Here is a 15803-nt window from a genome sequence, read left to right as displayed (position 1 = left end):
CAGTAAATGTGCAGATTAATAACACCAGTATTGCCCATATATAAAAATGCGCATTCCACGATTGTGGCTATTCAATCTTAAGATTGTATTAACGCTGAATAATGGCTATCCGTTAATCCAGGGGGCATATTATTCGGGATATTGTTGGCGAAATGATAATAGATATCATAGTCGTTCAGTGATTATACAAAAAGGTTCTTTTTAATTATTCTTTTAATTAGAAAGATGCTGGCTGGTTTATTTTCAGGAGCGCAAGTTTTATTGGCACACTCGAAGAAGTGTGTCGCCATGGTGACTTATCTTGCCGATCCGCAAGGGATATCACCGGCGGCGTTTTACTATCGCGGGCGGGCTGAACCTTTAATTTTTGCTTTTACACCGTAAAAGTCCGGCTTACGAATGGTCTTAATCGGCTCGAATACAAGCCGATTAAGCCAGGGTTATACTGTCGGAACGGTGCCACCATCTATCACATATTCCGTGCCGGTGATGGCGGCGGCATACGATGACGCCAGAAAAGCAATAAGATTCGCCACTTCAAGGGGCTTTGATGGGCGCCCCAGCGGGATCCCACCGAGTGCCTTCATGATTATCTGCTTTCCGCCTTCGTAATCGGTTCCCGCCTGCTGCGCCAGTCGCTCCGCCATTGCCACCGAGGCTTCTGTTTCAATCCAGCCGGGGGCAACGCGAACCACGCGAATGCCTTTTGGCGACACCTCTTTCGACAGGCTTTTGCTGTACGCCGAGAGCGCCGCTTTGGCCGCCGCGTAGCCAGTTGTCGATTCCGGTAACGGCAGCTCACGCTGGATAGAGGTGACGTGGATGATTACGCCACTCCCCTGCGCCAGCATCCCTGGTAACAGAGCCCGATCCAGGCGTACCGCGGGCAGCAGATTAAGGTTGAGTTCCTGCTGCCACTCCTCTTCGCCCAGCGCCGCAAACCCGCCGCCGGGTGACGTAGAGCCCCCCGCCACATGAATGATAACGTCGACACCCCCCAGGTGTACTTGCACAGCTTGCGCCACGCAGGCACAGCCTTCTACGGTGGTGAGATCTGCCGCCACGAAGGCATCGGCAACAGATTCCGTCGGTACATGACGCGCGGTGGTTAACACTGTGGCACCCAACTGTTTTAATAGCCCGACGACCGCTTTACCGACGCCTTTGGTGCCTGCGGTCACCAGCACGCGTTTGCCATGGAAATCAAGATCTAAGGCCATCATACAATCTCCAGTGTAGTGATTTTGTCACCCAGCAGCGCGAAAGCATGCCTGAGCGTTACCGGGCTGCCGGGAAAATTGCCGACAACCTTCGAAGTGACAATGACCCACTCGCCTTCGCTATGCATTTCAAGCGGCTCAACGCTGTAGTCAAACGCGGCCTGCGCGGCACGTTGCCATGCCGCGATCGCCGCGTGCCCCTGATGGGTTTTACCTTCATCTTTTACAATAGCGTCGACGGTAAAACAGTGCTGAACGCTGGCGATATCGCCGCCATTACTTATCGCAAAATAGGTCGCAATAGCATGCGGTAATTGTAAAGACATGGCTTCTGACTCCCGTTATTTACAGTGCGGGTATATTCAACATAGACTGTGAAATTAACAAGTACGCACGAAAAAGTGAGCTACTGAATTATGAGTAAGTTATATACGCCGGAAACTGCCGCAAGCGGCGTGGAACAAGTTCTGCGCCTTCTGGAAGGCCGATGGAAATTAATTATTCTTTTTCATTTGTTCGATGGAAAAGTACAGCGCTATTCCGATTTTGAAAAACTGATCCCCGCTATTTCGCAGAAGATGCTCGCCCAGCAGTTACGACAACTGGAGTCCGATGGTCTCGTCTCGCGCACGGTGTATCCACAGGTGCCGCCAAAGGTAGAATATCGACTCACCGAGTGGGGCCAGGCGCTTTGCCCGGCACTCGATGCAATGCTCAAATGGGCTGAAAAACGCGAGGCCTGCTGAACAGCGAGGCCTTTGATAACGCGGTAAAGCGGTATGCCCACATCCTTACGTTGCTTCTCTTTTTACTTTTCCTGTGAATTAATTCTCCGGGAGAACAAGCGAATTCAGAATGTGATCCTGCCACTTACCGTTTATTTTGAGATAAGAACTGGCATACCCCTCTTTAATAAACCCAAGTCGCTTGAGGGTATTTGCGCTGCGTAGATTATCCGGAAGGTGATTTGCCATAATACGATGCAAACCATAATGTTTATGGATATGGTGAATCGCCTCGCTGAGCACTTCTTGCATCAGGCCTTTACCCTGATAAGAGAGATCGATTGAAAATCCAAGGTAACACGCCTGAAAAACGCCATAGACAAAGTTAGTAAAGTTGACGTTGCCAATTATTTGCTTCTCGCCTTGCATCGTGAAGACAATAGACAGATTTTTCTTTTCTTCGAATTCATTATGAGAGGCTTTTATCCTGGCGATAATGTTTTCTATGGAAAAGTACGCTTCATCGCGTAAGGGTTCAAATTGCGAAAAATAGTCTCTGTTGTCCACGATATAACACTGAAAGCTTTCAGCGAAATCTTCTGTTAATAACCAGGCATCAGTTCGTTGTGTTGAGAATAATTTCACTTTCTGTCTTCCGGGAAATTAATGGGGGAGTGAGTGTATTGCTTAATACCCTCTATTTCAAACATTTCAAATATTCACACCATGAATACAAAGTCCTCACCCACGTATTCTTATTTTATTATTCTTAGCGACCATGTTACGTAAGTCCCCTGTCTGGTCTCTTACATAATGCCGACATGCATGACCGTAAGATGGGTTTCGCAAGCGGCGCAAAAGCCACAAAGCACCGCGGTTCTTCTGTCAAAAACGGCTGCTATAAACGCGGACACAACAAAAAATTTGTACCATAGGGGCCTGCCGACAACGGGGTGAAAACGCATAAGAAGCTGCTAAAATTTACAAAGAGGATATATCTTCATAATGTGGAGACAATACCTTCCATTTATCACTTGAATATGTGTTAAAAGTAAATGATTCTCAGTAATACTTAGCAGCGAAACAATTAAGGCTTACTTAATGGATAATCAGGAACATATTTATGCAGAGATTAAAAAGGCTCTGCGTGACGCACCACCTCGCGCTAAATCGGCTGAAATGCACCTGCAACTTATTAAATATGCTGATGAGTTAAAGCATGTCCCTAGCGACGTTGTGTGTGACCGAATTGGGGTTAATCAATCATTCAGAACAGTGGTCAGTAAAATGATTAAAATTGTCAATCGCCTGAAAGCAGCCGGGCTGGATGTTTCGAAAATTTGAGGGACTTTTGCCATGGCGTCTCTGACGACGTGAAAACAAAACCCAACCAACTCGCTTTTAATTGTAATTAAAGCGTCTCTTTTCGCCGTTAGCACTGACCCCGTGTGCACTCCCGGAAGATGCACACGCGCGCTTCTCACCACTGAATACCAGCTTTTCACGCTTACTCTACAGCCCGGTGTAAGGGGGGTTCCACACCCCACGCTTCGCCATACGCTGGCACTCATCTTGCATTACTTTTTTACCCGTACGGAAACAATGAAGGCAGAAAAGATGATTGATTACCATGTCGCGATTCGCGGTGCGCTGTTTGATATTGCCCAGGTCTGCGATAACGCAGACGATATCGCCCTTAATGCACGTTTTATTGAGGACGGGCTGCTGTTTATTCGCGACGGAAAGATCCAGGCGCGAATGACCTGGCAGGAGGGAGAACAACATCTGGATGCGCAAAAAGGCTACACCGACAGGCGCGGCAAGCTGCTGCTGCCTGGCTTTATCGATGCCCATGTGCATTACCCACAAACGGAGATGATTGGCGCGTTTGGCGAACAACTGCTGGAGTGGCTGACCACCTACACTTTCCCGGTAGAGAGCCAGTTTGCCGATGAGGCTTACGCGGCAGAGATTGCCCGTTTCTTTATTGGTCAGTTGCTAAGCCACGGTACCACCACGGCAATGGTGTTCTGCACGCTGCATCCGGAGTCGGTTAATGCCCTGTTTAGCGAAGCGTTGCGCCTCAACATGCGCCTGATCGCCGGTAAAGTGATGATGGATCGCCATGCACCGGATTACCTGAGTGAAACCGCCGAAGAGAGTTACCGGCAAACACGTGAGTTGATCCAGCGCTGGCAACATCAGGGGCGACTGGGCTACGCCCTTACGCCACGCTTTGCGCCGACCTCGACACCCGAGCTGCTTGATGCGGTGCGCCGTTTACGCGAGGAATTTCCGCAGACCTGGCTACAGACGCATTTAAGTGAAAACCCTAATGAGGTGGCGTGGGTGAACGATCTCTGGCCAGAGCATGCGCGCTATCTCGATGTTTACCATCATTATGGGTTGACCGGCGAGGGGAGCGTATTTGCGCATGGCATCCATTTGCATGATGAGGAGTGGCAGTGTCTGCATGATACCGGCTCCGCGGTGGCGTTCTGCCCGACCTCAAATATGTTTCTCGGTAGCGGGTTGTTCCGCCTGCCCGCCAGTTGGCAGTACAAGGTACGCATGGGCATTGGCACGGATGTGGGCGCAGGTACCACGTTCAGCATGTTACGTACGCTGGGTGAGGCCTATAAAGTGGGCCAGTTGCAAAGCTATCGTCTGCGCGCCAGCGAAGCGTTTTACCATGCCACCCTTGGCGGCGCTCATGCCTTGCGTCTGGACGATAAAATTGGCAATTTCGCTGTCGGGAAAGAGGCCGATTTTGTGCTTATCGACCCGGCAGTCACGCCGTTGCAGCGCCTGCGTAACGAGCGCAGCAAGGATATTTATGAGCAATTATTTGTGCTGATGACCCTCGGCGATGAGCGCAATATCAGCGAGACGTGGATTAATGGCCAGTGTGCATGGGGAAATGAGGCCGCGCAGTGATACCTTTCCTGGGTGGCGGCGCAAGCGCCTTACCCGGGCTACCCTACCGAACGTAGCCCCGGTAAGCGGTAGCGCCACCGGGGAGTCAGCCGCACGTTAAAACGCAGCCAAAATCAGCTCCCGCGATAGGTTGACCAGCCGCCGGGAGCAATTAAAAACGGCAGATGGAAATGTTCCTCTGCCCCTTGCGCAACCACAAAATCAATTTGTGCGCAGGGAAACAGTGTCACCACATCCTGCTTCGCAAACCACTCCCCTGTCTGCGCCACCAGCCGGTAACGCCCCGGCGTCAGCGGCACGGGAAACGCGCCAATTCGCCCATTCGCGTCGGTGATGCCCTGTGCCAGCACGTGCTCATCACGCGCCAGAAACACCGTCACACCGGGTGCCGGTTTGCCGGTAGAAATATCAAGAATATGTGTACTGAGGCTGCTCATTCGCCAATCGCTCCTGCCAGTCGTAATAAGGTAATTTCCCGTAACTGCTCCAGCGCCACCGCCGTCTCTTCGGCATCACTGTGGGTCAGCCGCTGCCTGAGCACGTGTAAAATCTCTTCAGCGCTGCGCCCTTTGGCGCGAATCAAAAAGACCCGGCCAAAACGCGCTTCATAGTCTGCATTTCCCAACCGTAGCGCCTCGACCAGTTGCGTATCATCTTCGTTCACCGCCGACTGCTCCTGGCGCGATAACACGGCATGCGCCTGCTGCCCGCCAGGTTTTTCACCAATACGTGGATGCGCGCTCAGCGCCTGTTCAAGCTCGGCGCCTCCCCAGGATTGCGTCAACGCCTTCGCGGTGTGGTGCAACGCGGCAAGACTGGCAAACGGACGCGCGGCAACCAGCGCCGCCGCCCAGCCAGGGAGCGCAACGCAAGGCTGTAACAGCGCTATCGCGGCATCAGCTTCCAGTTGATTAAAGTGATTCAGCGCGATCATCGTGACTCCTCGTCTTCGCAGCGGTAGCGGGTTTTTCTTCCGGAATAATCAGATTCAGTACAATCGCCACCAGACCACCGCAGGTGGCCGCCGAGCCAAACAGATTACCGATAATCGCCGGGAAATGGGCGAGAAAAGCGGGTACGGCTTCGACGCCCATTCCGAAACCAAACGCCAGCCCGACAATCAGCATGTCGCGGCGGGTTAACGGGTTCTGGGTAATGATGCGGATCCCGGCCGCCACCACACAACCAAACATCACCATAGTCGCGCCGCCCAGTACCGGCAGTGGGATCTGGCGCAGAATTTCACCAAACGGCGGAAACAGCCCAAGCAGAATCAGTACCACGCCGATATAGCGCCCGACAAAGCGGCTGGCGACGCCGGTCATCTGGATGACGCCATTGTTTTGCGCAAAGGTCGTATTCGGAAAAGCGCAGAGCATCGCCGCGATCATACAACTGATGCCATCGGCGAGGATGCCGCCTTTCAGCCGTGAGCGAAAGGCGCTGTCATCAATTGGCTGGTGAGAGATAAGACAGTTGGCGGTGAGATCGCCTACGGCTTCAAGAATACACACCAGGGACACCAGCGCCACGGGCAGGAAAATGGCGCCATTGAACTGAAAACCAAACGGGAACAGCGCAGGCAAACGAAACCAGGTATCGCCCAGGCCATTGAAATGAAACTTACCGGCAAGCGCCGCCGCAATACAGCCTACAGCAATGCCGACCACCACAGACGAGAGACGCAACCAGCGGTTCTTCGCACAGCTCAGTAATACAATCATCGCCAGCGTGCCTGCGCCAAGGGCGATATTGCTCATGCTGCCAAAATCTTTCGCCTGTACACCGCCGCACCAGTTATTCACGCTGACTTTAATCAGGCTGATACCTATAAGGGCAATCACGCTACCGGTAATGATAGGTGTGAAGATGCGTTTGAGCGGCTCAATAAAACGGCTGACAATAATTGGCACCAGCGCGGCAACGACATTCACACCAAACAGCATCGCCATCACATCCTGGGCGGTGCCACCCTGCCCTTTGACCCACATCCCACCAGCGATAGCCACGCCGAGAAACGCAAAGCTGGTGCCCTGCATGCAGATCATCCCGGCCCCAATGCCCCATACGCGGTTGGATTGTAAAAACGTGCCAATACCCGAGGCCAGCAACGACATGCTGATGAGATAAGGCATCCACTCGCCCAGTCCCAGCGTCGCGCCAATGATAAGCGGCGGCGTGATGATCCCGACTAACCCGGCCAGCACATGCTGTAACGCACTGAAAAAAGCGGGCAGCGGCGGGATCCGCTGTTCCAGCCCGTACAATAAACCGTTGTTTTTTTCATCAGACATGGTCTTGCATCCTGTTATTTATGAGCGTCAACGGCTTGATGCACAAAGCAGGCCAGAGTCAACAATCCCTGCCATCACTGTGAAACTTTAGATTCCTGATATTCACTAAAGAAATTTTTGATTCACAAAAAAGCAACACTAATGCAAATACGCACAACAATAGTGCAACACAACAGTGCAATGCACGATTTACCCTGTGGTTACGCGTCTGCACATTCTGGTACGCAAATTGCTGAGCCTCTGATACGCAGATAAAAGGAGATCAGAATGAAAGCACTGGTGATTGGCGCAGGTATTGGCGGGCTGAGCGCTGCCGTAGCGTTAAAAAATGCAGGCATCGCGTGTGACGTCTTTGAGGCGGTAAAAGAGATCAAACCCGTCGGTGCGGCGATCTCCATCTGGCCCAACGGCGTGAAATGCATGCGTCATCTGGGTATGGGCGAGATGATGGAGACTTACGGCGGCCCAATGCGCTTTATGGCCTATAAAGATTACCGTCAGGGCGAAACCCTGACGCAATTTAGCCTGGCACCGCTGGTTGAGCGGGTTGGTGGTCGCCCGTGCCCGGTATCGCGCGCAGAGTTGCAGCGCGAAATGCTCAATCACTGGGGACGCGATAAGGTGCAGTTTGGCAAGCGTGTAAGCAACGTGGAAGAGAACGCCGACGGCGTTACCGCGTGGTTTACCGATGGCACTACAGCGCACGGTGATTTCCTGATTGCCGCCGATGGCAGCCATTCGGCGCTGCGTCCTTACGTGTTGGGCTACACGCCGCAACGCCGCTATGCGGGTTACGTCAACTGGAACGGCCTGGTGAAGATCGACGAAGCGATTGCCCCGGCCGAGCAGTGGACCACGTTTGTCGGCGAAGGCAAACGGGTGTCGCTGATGCCGGTTTCTGATGGGCGTTTTTATTTTTTCTTCGATGTGCCGTTGCCTGCCGGGCTTGCCGAAGACCGCACCACGCTGCGTGACGATTTAACACGCTATTTTAGCGGCTGGGCGCCGCCGGTTCAGCGACTGATCGCCGCACTTGATCCGCAGACCACCAACCGCATTGAGATCCATGATATCGAGCCGTTCGATAAACTGGTGCGGGGCAAAGTGGCATTGCTGGGCGATGCCGGGCACAGCACGACGCCGGATATCGGCCAGGGCGGCTGCGCGGCAATGGAGGATGCGGTGGTGCTGGGGGAGATTTTCCGTACGCAGACCACTATTGAAAGCGCGCTGCGAGAGTATGAAGCGCAGCGCTGTGACCGGGTGCGCGATCTGGTGCTCAAAGCGCGTAAACGCTGCGATGTTACACACGGTAAGGATATGGCGCTGACACAGGCCTGGTATCAGGAACTCAAGGAAGAGAGCGGTGAGCGCATTATCAACGGGCTGTGCGACACCATTCAGGGCGGGCCGTTAGGGTAATTTGCTCACAGACAACGATAACCCGTTGCCCCGGTAAGCGGCAGCACCACCGGGGATCAGACCAACGGCGGGTGCAGAATCTGCATCTCCTCCATCACGGCGGTCAGCTTCTGGATGACCATCTGCGCCGGACGGGAAAGCTGGCGCGAGGGGGCGGTGCACAGCGCCAGAGTCAGCGGACGCAACAGCTTGTTACGCAGCGGGACAAACGCCAGTTGCCCGCTTTTCACCTCATCCAGTACATCCAGCAGGCTCAGCACGGTGACGCCGCTCCCCTTTAACACCAGCGATTTGATAAGCCGGATATCGTTACAGTTGATGGTGTTCGCCGGGGCCAAATCGTAGTGGCGATAGAGCATGCCGACACGATCATGCACAATCAGGGGCGCGCCGGGCAGGATATGTCGCGCCTCGCTCAGCTCGCCCAACGACAGTGCCGATGCCTGGGCCATTTCATGATCCGGGCGCATCACCACCCCCATCTCCAGCTCAGCGAACGCCAGCACGTTTAACCCTGTCTGCCCCTCCGGATCGAGGATCAAGCCAAAATCGAGATCCGCCTGCCGCACTTTCTGGCTGACGGTATGGCTATCCGCGACCTGTAACACCAGCTCCAGCCAGGGTTGTCCGCTAATAATATCGGCCAGCGCACTGGCAAAGCTCCCCTCAGCCAGCGCCTGCACCATCCCCACGCTAACCGTGCCGCGCTTAAGCCCCTGCAACTCATCAAATTTCTGCCGGGTAAGCTGAAACTCTTTTTGCCAGCGCAGCAGATTGTCGTAGAGCAATTCTCCCGCGGTGGTCATCCGTAAGCCTTCCGGTAGCCGTTCAAACAGCGGCGTACCAAACGTCTCCTCTGCCTGCAGGATCTGTCGGTTAATGGCTGAGGGAGAGATATGCAATTTTTCGGCGGCACGGCGCAGGCTACCGCTGCGGGCAACTTCGGCGAAGTAGAGGGCGAAACGCGAAAATGGACTCATGCAGCACCTGTACACTTTTTTGCAACGGGGCAGTGAATTAATGGTGATGGATGTGCACACCCTAATATGACAACAATAAAGTTACAACAATTAAACAATTGCTTTTCCGTGAGTAGGAAGGATGACCATGAATACAGCACTCCCCACCCCACCCGCCCGTTGCACCTTCGAACCGGAGGACTGGTTACGTCTGGCAAAATGCTGGCATCCGGTCGCCCGCGCCTGTGATATTGGCGCCGCGCCGGTCAAAGCCACGCTGCTGGATGAACAACTGGTGATTTACCGCGTGAAAGGTCAGGTGGTGGTCGCCCGCGATGTCTGCCCGCATCGTGGCGTGCCATTAACGCTCGGTTTTCACGACGACGAAGGGATTGTCTGCCCCTACCACGGGCTTCGTTTCGGCGAAGATGGCCGCTGCAACCGCATCCCCTCCAGCCCCGGCCAGGCGGTCCCGGCGAAACTTAACCTGTTAACCTATGCGGTTGAAGAGCGCTACGGTCTCATCTGGACGTGCCTGGCGTTTGACGCGGAAAACCCCCAGCCACTGCCAACAATGCCGCACTGGGATGACGCTGGTTTTCAGCAGATCAACTGCCCCGCTTTTGAAGTGAACGGTTTCGCCGGACGGCAGGTAGAAGGGTTTCTCGATGTGGCCCACTTCGCCTGGATCCACACGGCAACCTTTGCCGATGCCAGCAACCAGGTCGTCCCCGATTATAATCCGCAGGAAACCGAGTTCGGGTTTGTCGCCGATTACTGGAGTTCGGTAGGCAATTATCCGGCAAGCTCCCAACATCAGGCACCGGATGGCTTTCAATGGCTGCGCCATTTCGAAATGCATCTGCCGTTTACCGCCACGCTGACGATCCATTTTCCCGGCGAGGCACGGCTGGTGATCATGAATGCCGCATCGCCTGTCTCTTCACGTATGACCCGCATGTTCGCGCCTATCGCACGTAATTTCGATCTGCATGTCCCCGTTGAGGATGTTCATGCCTTTAACCTGCGCGTATTTGAAGAAGACCGCCTGATGGTCGAAACCCAACGCCCGGAAAGGCTGCCGCTGGATCTGACGCTGGAAGCCCATATTCCGGCAGACCGAAGTTCGATTGCCTATCGCCGTGGCCTGAAAAAAATGGGCTTTGGCGAGTTTTTCCTGGTTTGAGGTGCGCCATGAACGAGATGCTGAACGTGGTGGTTGACGGATTATGGTGTCAGGGTGACAGAAGTCTGGCCGTGCGGCTGGTTAGCGCCAGTGGCGAGCCCCTGCCCGGCTGGGAGCCCGGCGCCCATATTGATGTGCATCTGCCCTGCGGTCTGATCCGCCAATATTCCCTGACAGGTGACAACAGAGCGGGAAGTTACCTTATCTGCGTGGCGCAGGAACGCACATCACGTGGCGGTTCACGCTATATCCACCAGACGCTACGCCCCGGCCAGAGGCTGCTGATTTCCGCACCTCGCAACCTGTTTGCCCTGCGCGATGATGGCCCGGTTCTGCTGCTGGCGGCGGGGATTGGCATCACTCCACTGTATGCGATGCTGCTGCAACGGGAGGCCACAGGCCGGCCATTTATACTGCACTATTTCGTCAAACGTCGTGAAGAAGCCGCATTTTTGTGCGAACTCTCCCGGCCACTGAAACACGGTGTTTGCGTGGTGCACTGTTCCGCTGAGGGGGAGAGCCCACGTCAATGGCTGGCGACCCTGCTTCCCGCACCCGGCGACGGACAGCGTATTTACACCTGTGGACCCGAGGGGTTTATGGCGGCGGTCAGGGATGCTGCCCTGAAAAAAGGCTGGGCGGAGACGCATATCCACAGCGAGGCCTTTGCGCCTGCTGCCCCGACTGCGACTGCGCAAGATGCAGCGACCTTTACGATTACCCTGGCGTCCAGCGGGGAGAAATGGCCCGTACCGGCGAATAAGAGTATCGCGCAAGTGCTACAGGACAATGGCGTGGCGGTACCGCTTTCCTGCGAGATGGGGATCTGTGGTGCCTGCCTGACGCCGGTTGTCGACGGCGTTGTCGATCACCGGGATACCGTGCAATCGGCAGCAGAGAAATCCGCCGCCGCGCAACATATCGCGCTGTGCTGCTCCCGTAGCCACTCCGGGGAACTGGTGATTGACTTATAGTCACCCGCAGAGGGGTTATCATAAACACAGTCACTATTGTTCCCTATCTCGCGGACTAAAGCAGCCCGTTTGTTAGCGTGTCTGGCTGAGGATAATCCGATCAAACAAACGATCGCCGAGCCAGACACGCATGCGGATGAGCATCTTTGCAAACTTACCGACGGCATAGCGGGTACGTGGGTTGTTGCTTTTCACGGCACGGGAGACCACATCTGCAATGACCTGTGGGTCACTGCCTGTCCCCTGCCCGTAGGTTTTTTTAATTGATGAAGCCACCTTCTTTACCAGATGTCCGTACGGGCCGCTGGCCGAACGTTTGACAATACTGTCGCTCGCGGCATCGCCGAAACCTGTCTCTATGACGCCGGGTTCGATGATCACGACGTTTATGCCGAATTCTGCGACTTCCAGCCGCAAACAGTCCGACCATCCTTCCAGTGCATGTTTGGTTGCGTGATACCAGGCCCCCAGCACGCTGTACATCTTTCCTCCCATGGAACTGATGTTAACAATATGCCCGGCGCGTCTGGCCCGCATGGCGGGGAGCAGGAGTTGCGTGAGCCGCGCGGCACCGAAAAGATTAACCTCAAACTGATAGCGTGCTTCGTCCATACCGATCTCTTCTACCGGGCCGTAGAGACCAAAACCGGCGTTGTTGACCAGCACATCGACACCGCCAGTCTGATCCAGAATGGTATTCACGCCGGATACGATGTCCTCATCGCGGGAAATATCCATCCGTAGCGGTTGTGCGCCGAGCCGGACAAGGTCAGCCATTTTTTCGATACTGCGGGCAGCCACGTAGACCTGATAGCCATCCTGAATAAGACGACGAGCAATGGCCTTTCCCATGCCTGACGATGCGCCGGTGACCAGCGCGGTTTTCTTTTTTTGAGTAAACATAGGCACCTCGTTGAGTGAACTGTCTCCAGTTTGCCTGAGCAGATGCCTGATTGTTCTTGCCTGACGCGCCAGAGTACTTGCTAAGCGCGCCATCTGACGGTGAGAACCGCTTTGTGCCGAAGGGAAATGTTCAGTTTAATTAAGACGCAGAGAGCCCCTGACTGTTTCTGGCGTCTGACCAGTCCAGGCCATAAAGGCGCGGTAGAAGGAATTAGGGTCTTCAAAGCCAAGCAGGAAGGCAATTTCGTAGCCGGACAGGTTGGTATTGCTCAGATAGTGTCGGGCCAGGTTTTCCCGACAGCGATTGATAAGGACGCGGAAATTTTCCCCTTCTTCTTCAAGCCTGCGTTGCAGAGTGCGCTTGCTCATCCCCAGACGTTCTGCCGTTTTCTCAATCGTGGCTTCGTTACCCGGCAACAGTTCCAGAAGTACCGCACGCACACGTTCGACAGTGGAAGCCGTTTCATCTAACTGGCTGAGACGGCGGCGCAATTCAGGCTCAAATACCTGCCACATCCCTTCATTTACCGTCAAAAAGGGTCGCAGGACATCCGTGGCGGAAAAACGGATGTACGGCTTTTCTCCATACTGCATGGCGATACCGAAAAAGCGCTCATAGTGGCGCGCCGAAACAGCTTCCGGGCGCTGTGGAATCGCCACGCTTAGTGCCTTAACCGGTTCGCGGGTTGCCAGTCGTAGCAGCCGGAGTAAAAAAGCAAGCTCGGCGACCTGCAACGATATGGGGATGTCTGTGGCGAACAACCACCCCGGAGACACGGTCAGGCTGCCGGTTTGATCCACGGTAGTCTCAAGGGCCATCGGGGCAATGAGCTGTTTATATCTGGCCAGTCGCTGCACGGCCTGCATCATATTTGTACTGCACAGCGCCGCGAAAAGAGGAGGGTCGAAGATTTCTGCAGAGACATGTTCAACCAGGCGCAAGGGAAAAGCCGCATCATTTGCTTCCCTCTCCAGTGCGCGCCAGAAACGAAAATAGTGGTCTGTATCGAGTCTGCGATCTGGCCTGGAAAAGAGATCGTCAGGCAGGCCAGCTTTGCGCAGTATTTGTTCAGGCTGGAGACCTGCGTCTTTCAGCAGCGTTCTCCAGCCAATATCAAGAGAGAAAGTGCGGTTACGTGCCATTGTTAAATTTCCGAACGGGAATATTCATCAGGGTTTCGGATGACAGCATAACGTTTCAGTTCGGGCGAAGACATTCAAAAGGCGCCATCTTTGGCGTAAAGCGCGCCAGGTACGGAAATTTAGCCCTGAACCCGACAAGTGTCCGCTGCCTGTTTTAACAACTGACCGGTAGGCAGGCCTGCCCCGTGTCTTTATCAGTGTCTGACACGACACGGGCATAATGCAGGTCTGCTATGGTGGTAAATTGCAGATCAACTGGCCTTTACAGGTGGAACGCTTCAACTTCTTTCAAGAGCGTACTGGCCTGCTGACTTAACGAGTTTGCCGCAGTGGCCATCTGCTCTACCATCGCCGCGTTCTGTTGCAGGTTACCTTCCATTTGGCTTACTGCAATATTGACCTGTTCGATACCATAACTCTGCTCGCCGGAAGAGTGGTTTACCTGATTAATAAGCTGTGTCGTTTCATCCACCATTCCCAGCGCATTATTCATCTTCGTTGTCACACTTGCCGCATACACGACGCCTTTGTTGATATTTTTCAGCGCCTCTTCAATTAAGTCGCGAATATCGCGGGCAGCAACGGAGGAGCGCTGGGATAAAGAGCGCACTTCCCCTGCCACTACGGCGAACCCTTTACCCTGCTCACCGGCACGCGCGGCTTCCACCGCAGCGTTAAGGGCAAGAATATTGGTTTGAAAAGCGATGCCGTCAATGATGGATGTAATTTCTGCAATCTTGCTTGAGGATAACGAAATATCGTCAATAGACCCTTTCAGCGCACCGAGTTCCTGGTGGCTTTCATTGACTATCGACTGGACCTGCCCAATATACGCATTCGCTTGTTTAGCGTTATCCATGTTGTGACTGACGGTAACTGACAACTCATTCATGCTTGCCGCCGTCTCCTCCAGAGAAGAGGCCTGAGATTCAGTCCGTGAAGAGAGGTCGTCGTTACTGACCGCAATTTCATTCGCAGCGGTATCGACTTCTTTACTTGCATCTTTTACGCTTGATAATGCCCCTCTGATTTTTTCAACCAGACCGTTAAAACTTTTAGCAGTAATACCCAGCTCATCGTTTTTATCAATATTTAATCGCAGGGTGAGATTCAGCGTATCGCTGATGGTTGCCATGCTTTCCTGAAGAGTACGTAACCCTTTTTTCAGATAAGTCAGGATTTGCCATGAGAAAAGGGCAATAAGTGCCACCGCAACAATAATGATGATGCTCAAAAACCACACTGTTTCGTGATATTGATTGTGGTTCTCTTCGGCATAATTAACAGCGATTTTATAGTTATATTCCAGCATTTCTTGTATCGCCGCGCTAAGCGCCACAGAAGCTGTGGCCGTAGTTCCTCCATCGGATACCATTAATCTCGCCGCATCAATACCTTCTTTCTCATAGACATTTTTCATGTCCATCACTTTTACTTTATAGTCTTCAAACGCGCGGATAGTTTTTTTAATTAATTCACCATCATGTTGGTCTGTAACGAGTTTTGATTGATATTCGTTTAATATGCTCTGAACTTTATTTAACTCACTGGTTGCTGTACCTATGTGTTTTTCAAATACTTCTATCTGGTTTACCAGCAACGACATGAGAATCTGACGCCTCGCCTCTTCCCTGTGTAGCAAAGCCTCACTGAGTTTACTGATGCTTGGCATACTATTGGTTGTCACATATTCGAATCTGTTTTGTGCGTTGTTGAGCGCTTTCAGACTAAGTCCACCAAGGGTGATCATTATCACAATTGAAAAAATAAATATTAAGGTCAATTTCTTAAGAATGGTCATGTTCAGCCTCGTCAGCGCATATACAGTTTTATTTTTATCGGCGCCGGTGGGCTTATCTTTATATCTGCAATAGATAAAATTTTAGTTAAGGAACACTTACTTAATATTAAGTAAAGTTAAATAGTTTTGAATGTTATTTATTTTATAAAGAAAAAATCACATATAAAACAGTTTATTATCGCAAAGAGAGACATTAAATAAATCAGTATCCGGCGAGCAAGCACAACAATCACAACGGG

Annotated in this window: 16 protein-coding genes; 6 read left to right on the top strand and 10 right to left on the bottom strand. The window is 53.0% G+C overall.

Annotated elements, in window-relative coordinates; translation table 11 throughout:
* Positions 1-440: 440 nt before the first annotated feature.
* Together ABU190_RS11800 and ABU190_RS11795 are read right to left on the bottom strand one after the other, a co-directional pair.
* The gene (locus tag ABU190_RS11800) at positions 441-1220 is read right to left on the bottom strand and encodes an SDR family oxidoreductase (protein WP_354691481.1); all 780 of its coding nucleotides are present in this window, start codon (positions 1218-1220) and stop codon (positions 441-443) included.
* Positions 1220-1546, bottom strand: a complete 327-nt coding sequence (locus ABU190_RS11795) for a nuclear transport factor 2 family protein (RefSeq protein WP_354691390.1) — start codon at positions 1544-1546, stop codon at positions 1220-1222. Before ABU190_RS11795 ends, ABU190_RS11800 begins: the two co-directional genes overlap by 1 nt.
* 90 nt (positions 1547-1636) lie before the next feature.
* Between ABU190_RS11795 and ABU190_RS11790 the strand changes: the two genes are divergently transcribed.
* A complete protein-coding gene (locus tag ABU190_RS11790) occupies positions 1637-1966 on the top strand; it encodes a helix-turn-helix domain-containing protein (protein ID WP_271848902.1) in 330 nt (109 codons plus the stop codon).
* Positions 1967-2044: 78 nt separating this feature from the next.
* Here the strand turns inward: ABU190_RS11790 and ABU190_RS11785 are convergent, their stop codons facing one another.
* Positions 2045-2590 (bottom strand): GNAT family N-acetyltransferase, encoded by a 546-nt coding sequence (locus ABU190_RS11785; protein WP_354691389.1) that lies wholly within the window; start codon positions 2588-2590, stop codon positions 2045-2047.
* A 456-nt stretch (positions 2591-3046) separates the two neighbouring features.
* On the opposite strand from ABU190_RS11785, the gene ABU190_RS11780 reads away from it, so the two are divergent.
* Together ABU190_RS11780 and guaD are read left to right on the top strand one after the other, a co-directional pair.
* On the top strand, positions 3047-3289 hold the full coding sequence (locus ABU190_RS11780) for a transcription factor (RefSeq protein ID WP_110295503.1): 243 nt from the start codon (positions 3047-3049) through the stop codon (positions 3287-3289).
* A 273-nt stretch (positions 3290-3562) separates the two neighbouring features.
* On the top strand, positions 3563-4882 hold the full coding sequence (gene guaD, locus ABU190_RS11775; RefSeq protein ID WP_354691388.1) for a guanine deaminase: 1320 nt from the start codon (positions 3563-3565) through the stop codon (positions 4880-4882).
* 113 nt (positions 4883-4995) lie between these two features.
* On the opposite strand, the gene uraH is transcribed toward guaD, so the two are convergent.
* From uraH to ABU190_RS11760, 3 genes are read right to left on the bottom strand one after another with little or no spacing between them, the layout of a single operon-like run.
* A complete protein-coding gene (uraH, locus tag ABU190_RS11770) occupies positions 4996-5319 on the bottom strand; it encodes a hydroxyisourate hydrolase (RefSeq protein ID WP_132439496.1) in 324 nt (107 codons plus the stop codon).
* Positions 5316-5816, bottom strand: coding sequence for a 2-oxo-4-hydroxy-4-carboxy-5-ureidoimidazoline decarboxylase (gene uraD, locus ABU190_RS11765; RefSeq protein ID WP_354691387.1), 501 nt, complete (start codon positions 5814-5816; stop codon positions 5316-5318). The genes uraH and uraD overlap by 4 nt, the downstream gene beginning before the upstream one ends.
* On the bottom strand, positions 5794-7176 hold the full coding sequence (locus ABU190_RS11760) for a nucleobase:cation symporter-2 family protein (RefSeq protein WP_354691386.1): 1383 nt from the start codon (positions 7174-7176) through the stop codon (positions 5794-5796). Before ABU190_RS11760 ends, uraD begins: the two co-directional genes overlap by 23 nt.
* A 267-nt stretch (positions 7177-7443) precedes the next feature.
* On the opposite strand from ABU190_RS11760, the gene hpxO reads away from it, so the two are divergent.
* A complete protein-coding gene (gene hpxO / locus ABU190_RS11755; protein ID WP_335254818.1) occupies positions 7444-8598 on the top strand; it encodes an FAD-dependent urate hydroxylase HpxO in 1155 nt (384 codons plus the stop codon).
* A 56-nt stretch (positions 8599-8654) separates the two neighbouring features.
* Here hpxO and hpxR read toward each other — a convergent pair whose 3' ends face one another.
* Positions 8655-9578, bottom strand: coding sequence for a LysR family hpxDE operon transcriptional regulator HpxR (hpxR, locus tag ABU190_RS11750; protein WP_108701142.1), 924 nt, complete (start codon positions 9576-9578; stop codon positions 8655-8657).
* 127 nt (positions 9579-9705) lie between these two features.
* Between hpxR and hpxD the strand changes: the two genes are divergently transcribed.
* Positions 9706-10743 carry a molybdenum cofactor-independent xanthine hydroxylase subunit HpxD gene (gene hpxD, locus ABU190_RS11745; RefSeq protein WP_354691385.1) on the top strand — a complete coding sequence of 346 codons (1038 nt, stop codon included), beginning with the start codon at positions 9706-9708 and terminating at the stop codon, positions 10741-10743.
* A gap of 8 nt (positions 10744-10751) precedes the next feature.
* Positions 10752-11717 (top strand): PDR/VanB family oxidoreductase, encoded by a 966-nt coding sequence (locus tag ABU190_RS11740; RefSeq protein WP_354691384.1) that lies wholly within the window; start codon positions 10752-10754, stop codon positions 11715-11717.
* Positions 11718-11789: 72 nt separating this feature from the next.
* Here ABU190_RS11740 and ABU190_RS11735 read toward each other — a convergent pair whose 3' ends face one another.
* From ABU190_RS11735 to ABU190_RS11725, 3 genes are all read right to left on the bottom strand, one after another.
* Positions 11790-12620, bottom strand: a complete 831-nt coding sequence (locus ABU190_RS11735) for an oxidoreductase (protein ID WP_354691383.1) — start codon at positions 12618-12620, stop codon at positions 11790-11792.
* A 135-nt stretch (positions 12621-12755) separates the two neighbouring features.
* Positions 12756-13763 (bottom strand): AraC family transcriptional regulator ligand-binding domain-containing protein, encoded by a 1008-nt coding sequence (locus ABU190_RS11730; RefSeq protein ID WP_354691382.1) that lies wholly within the window; start codon positions 13761-13763, stop codon positions 12756-12758.
* A gap of 262 nt (positions 13764-14025) precedes the next feature.
* Entirely contained in the window at positions 14026-15564 is a 1539-nt protein-coding gene (locus tag ABU190_RS11725; RefSeq protein WP_354691381.1) for a methyl-accepting chemotaxis protein, read from the bottom strand.
* Positions 15565-15803 lie beyond the last annotated feature (239 nt).

Origin of the sequence: Phytobacter sp. RSE-02 (assembly GCF_040578655.1) — a bacterium.
Classification (GTDB): domain Bacteria; phylum Pseudomonadota; class Gammaproteobacteria; order Enterobacterales; family Enterobacteriaceae; genus Phytobacter; species Phytobacter diazotrophicus.
The sequence above is the reverse complement of the archived record's forward strand: the minus strand, read 5'-3'. Positions and strand labels throughout refer to the sequence as shown.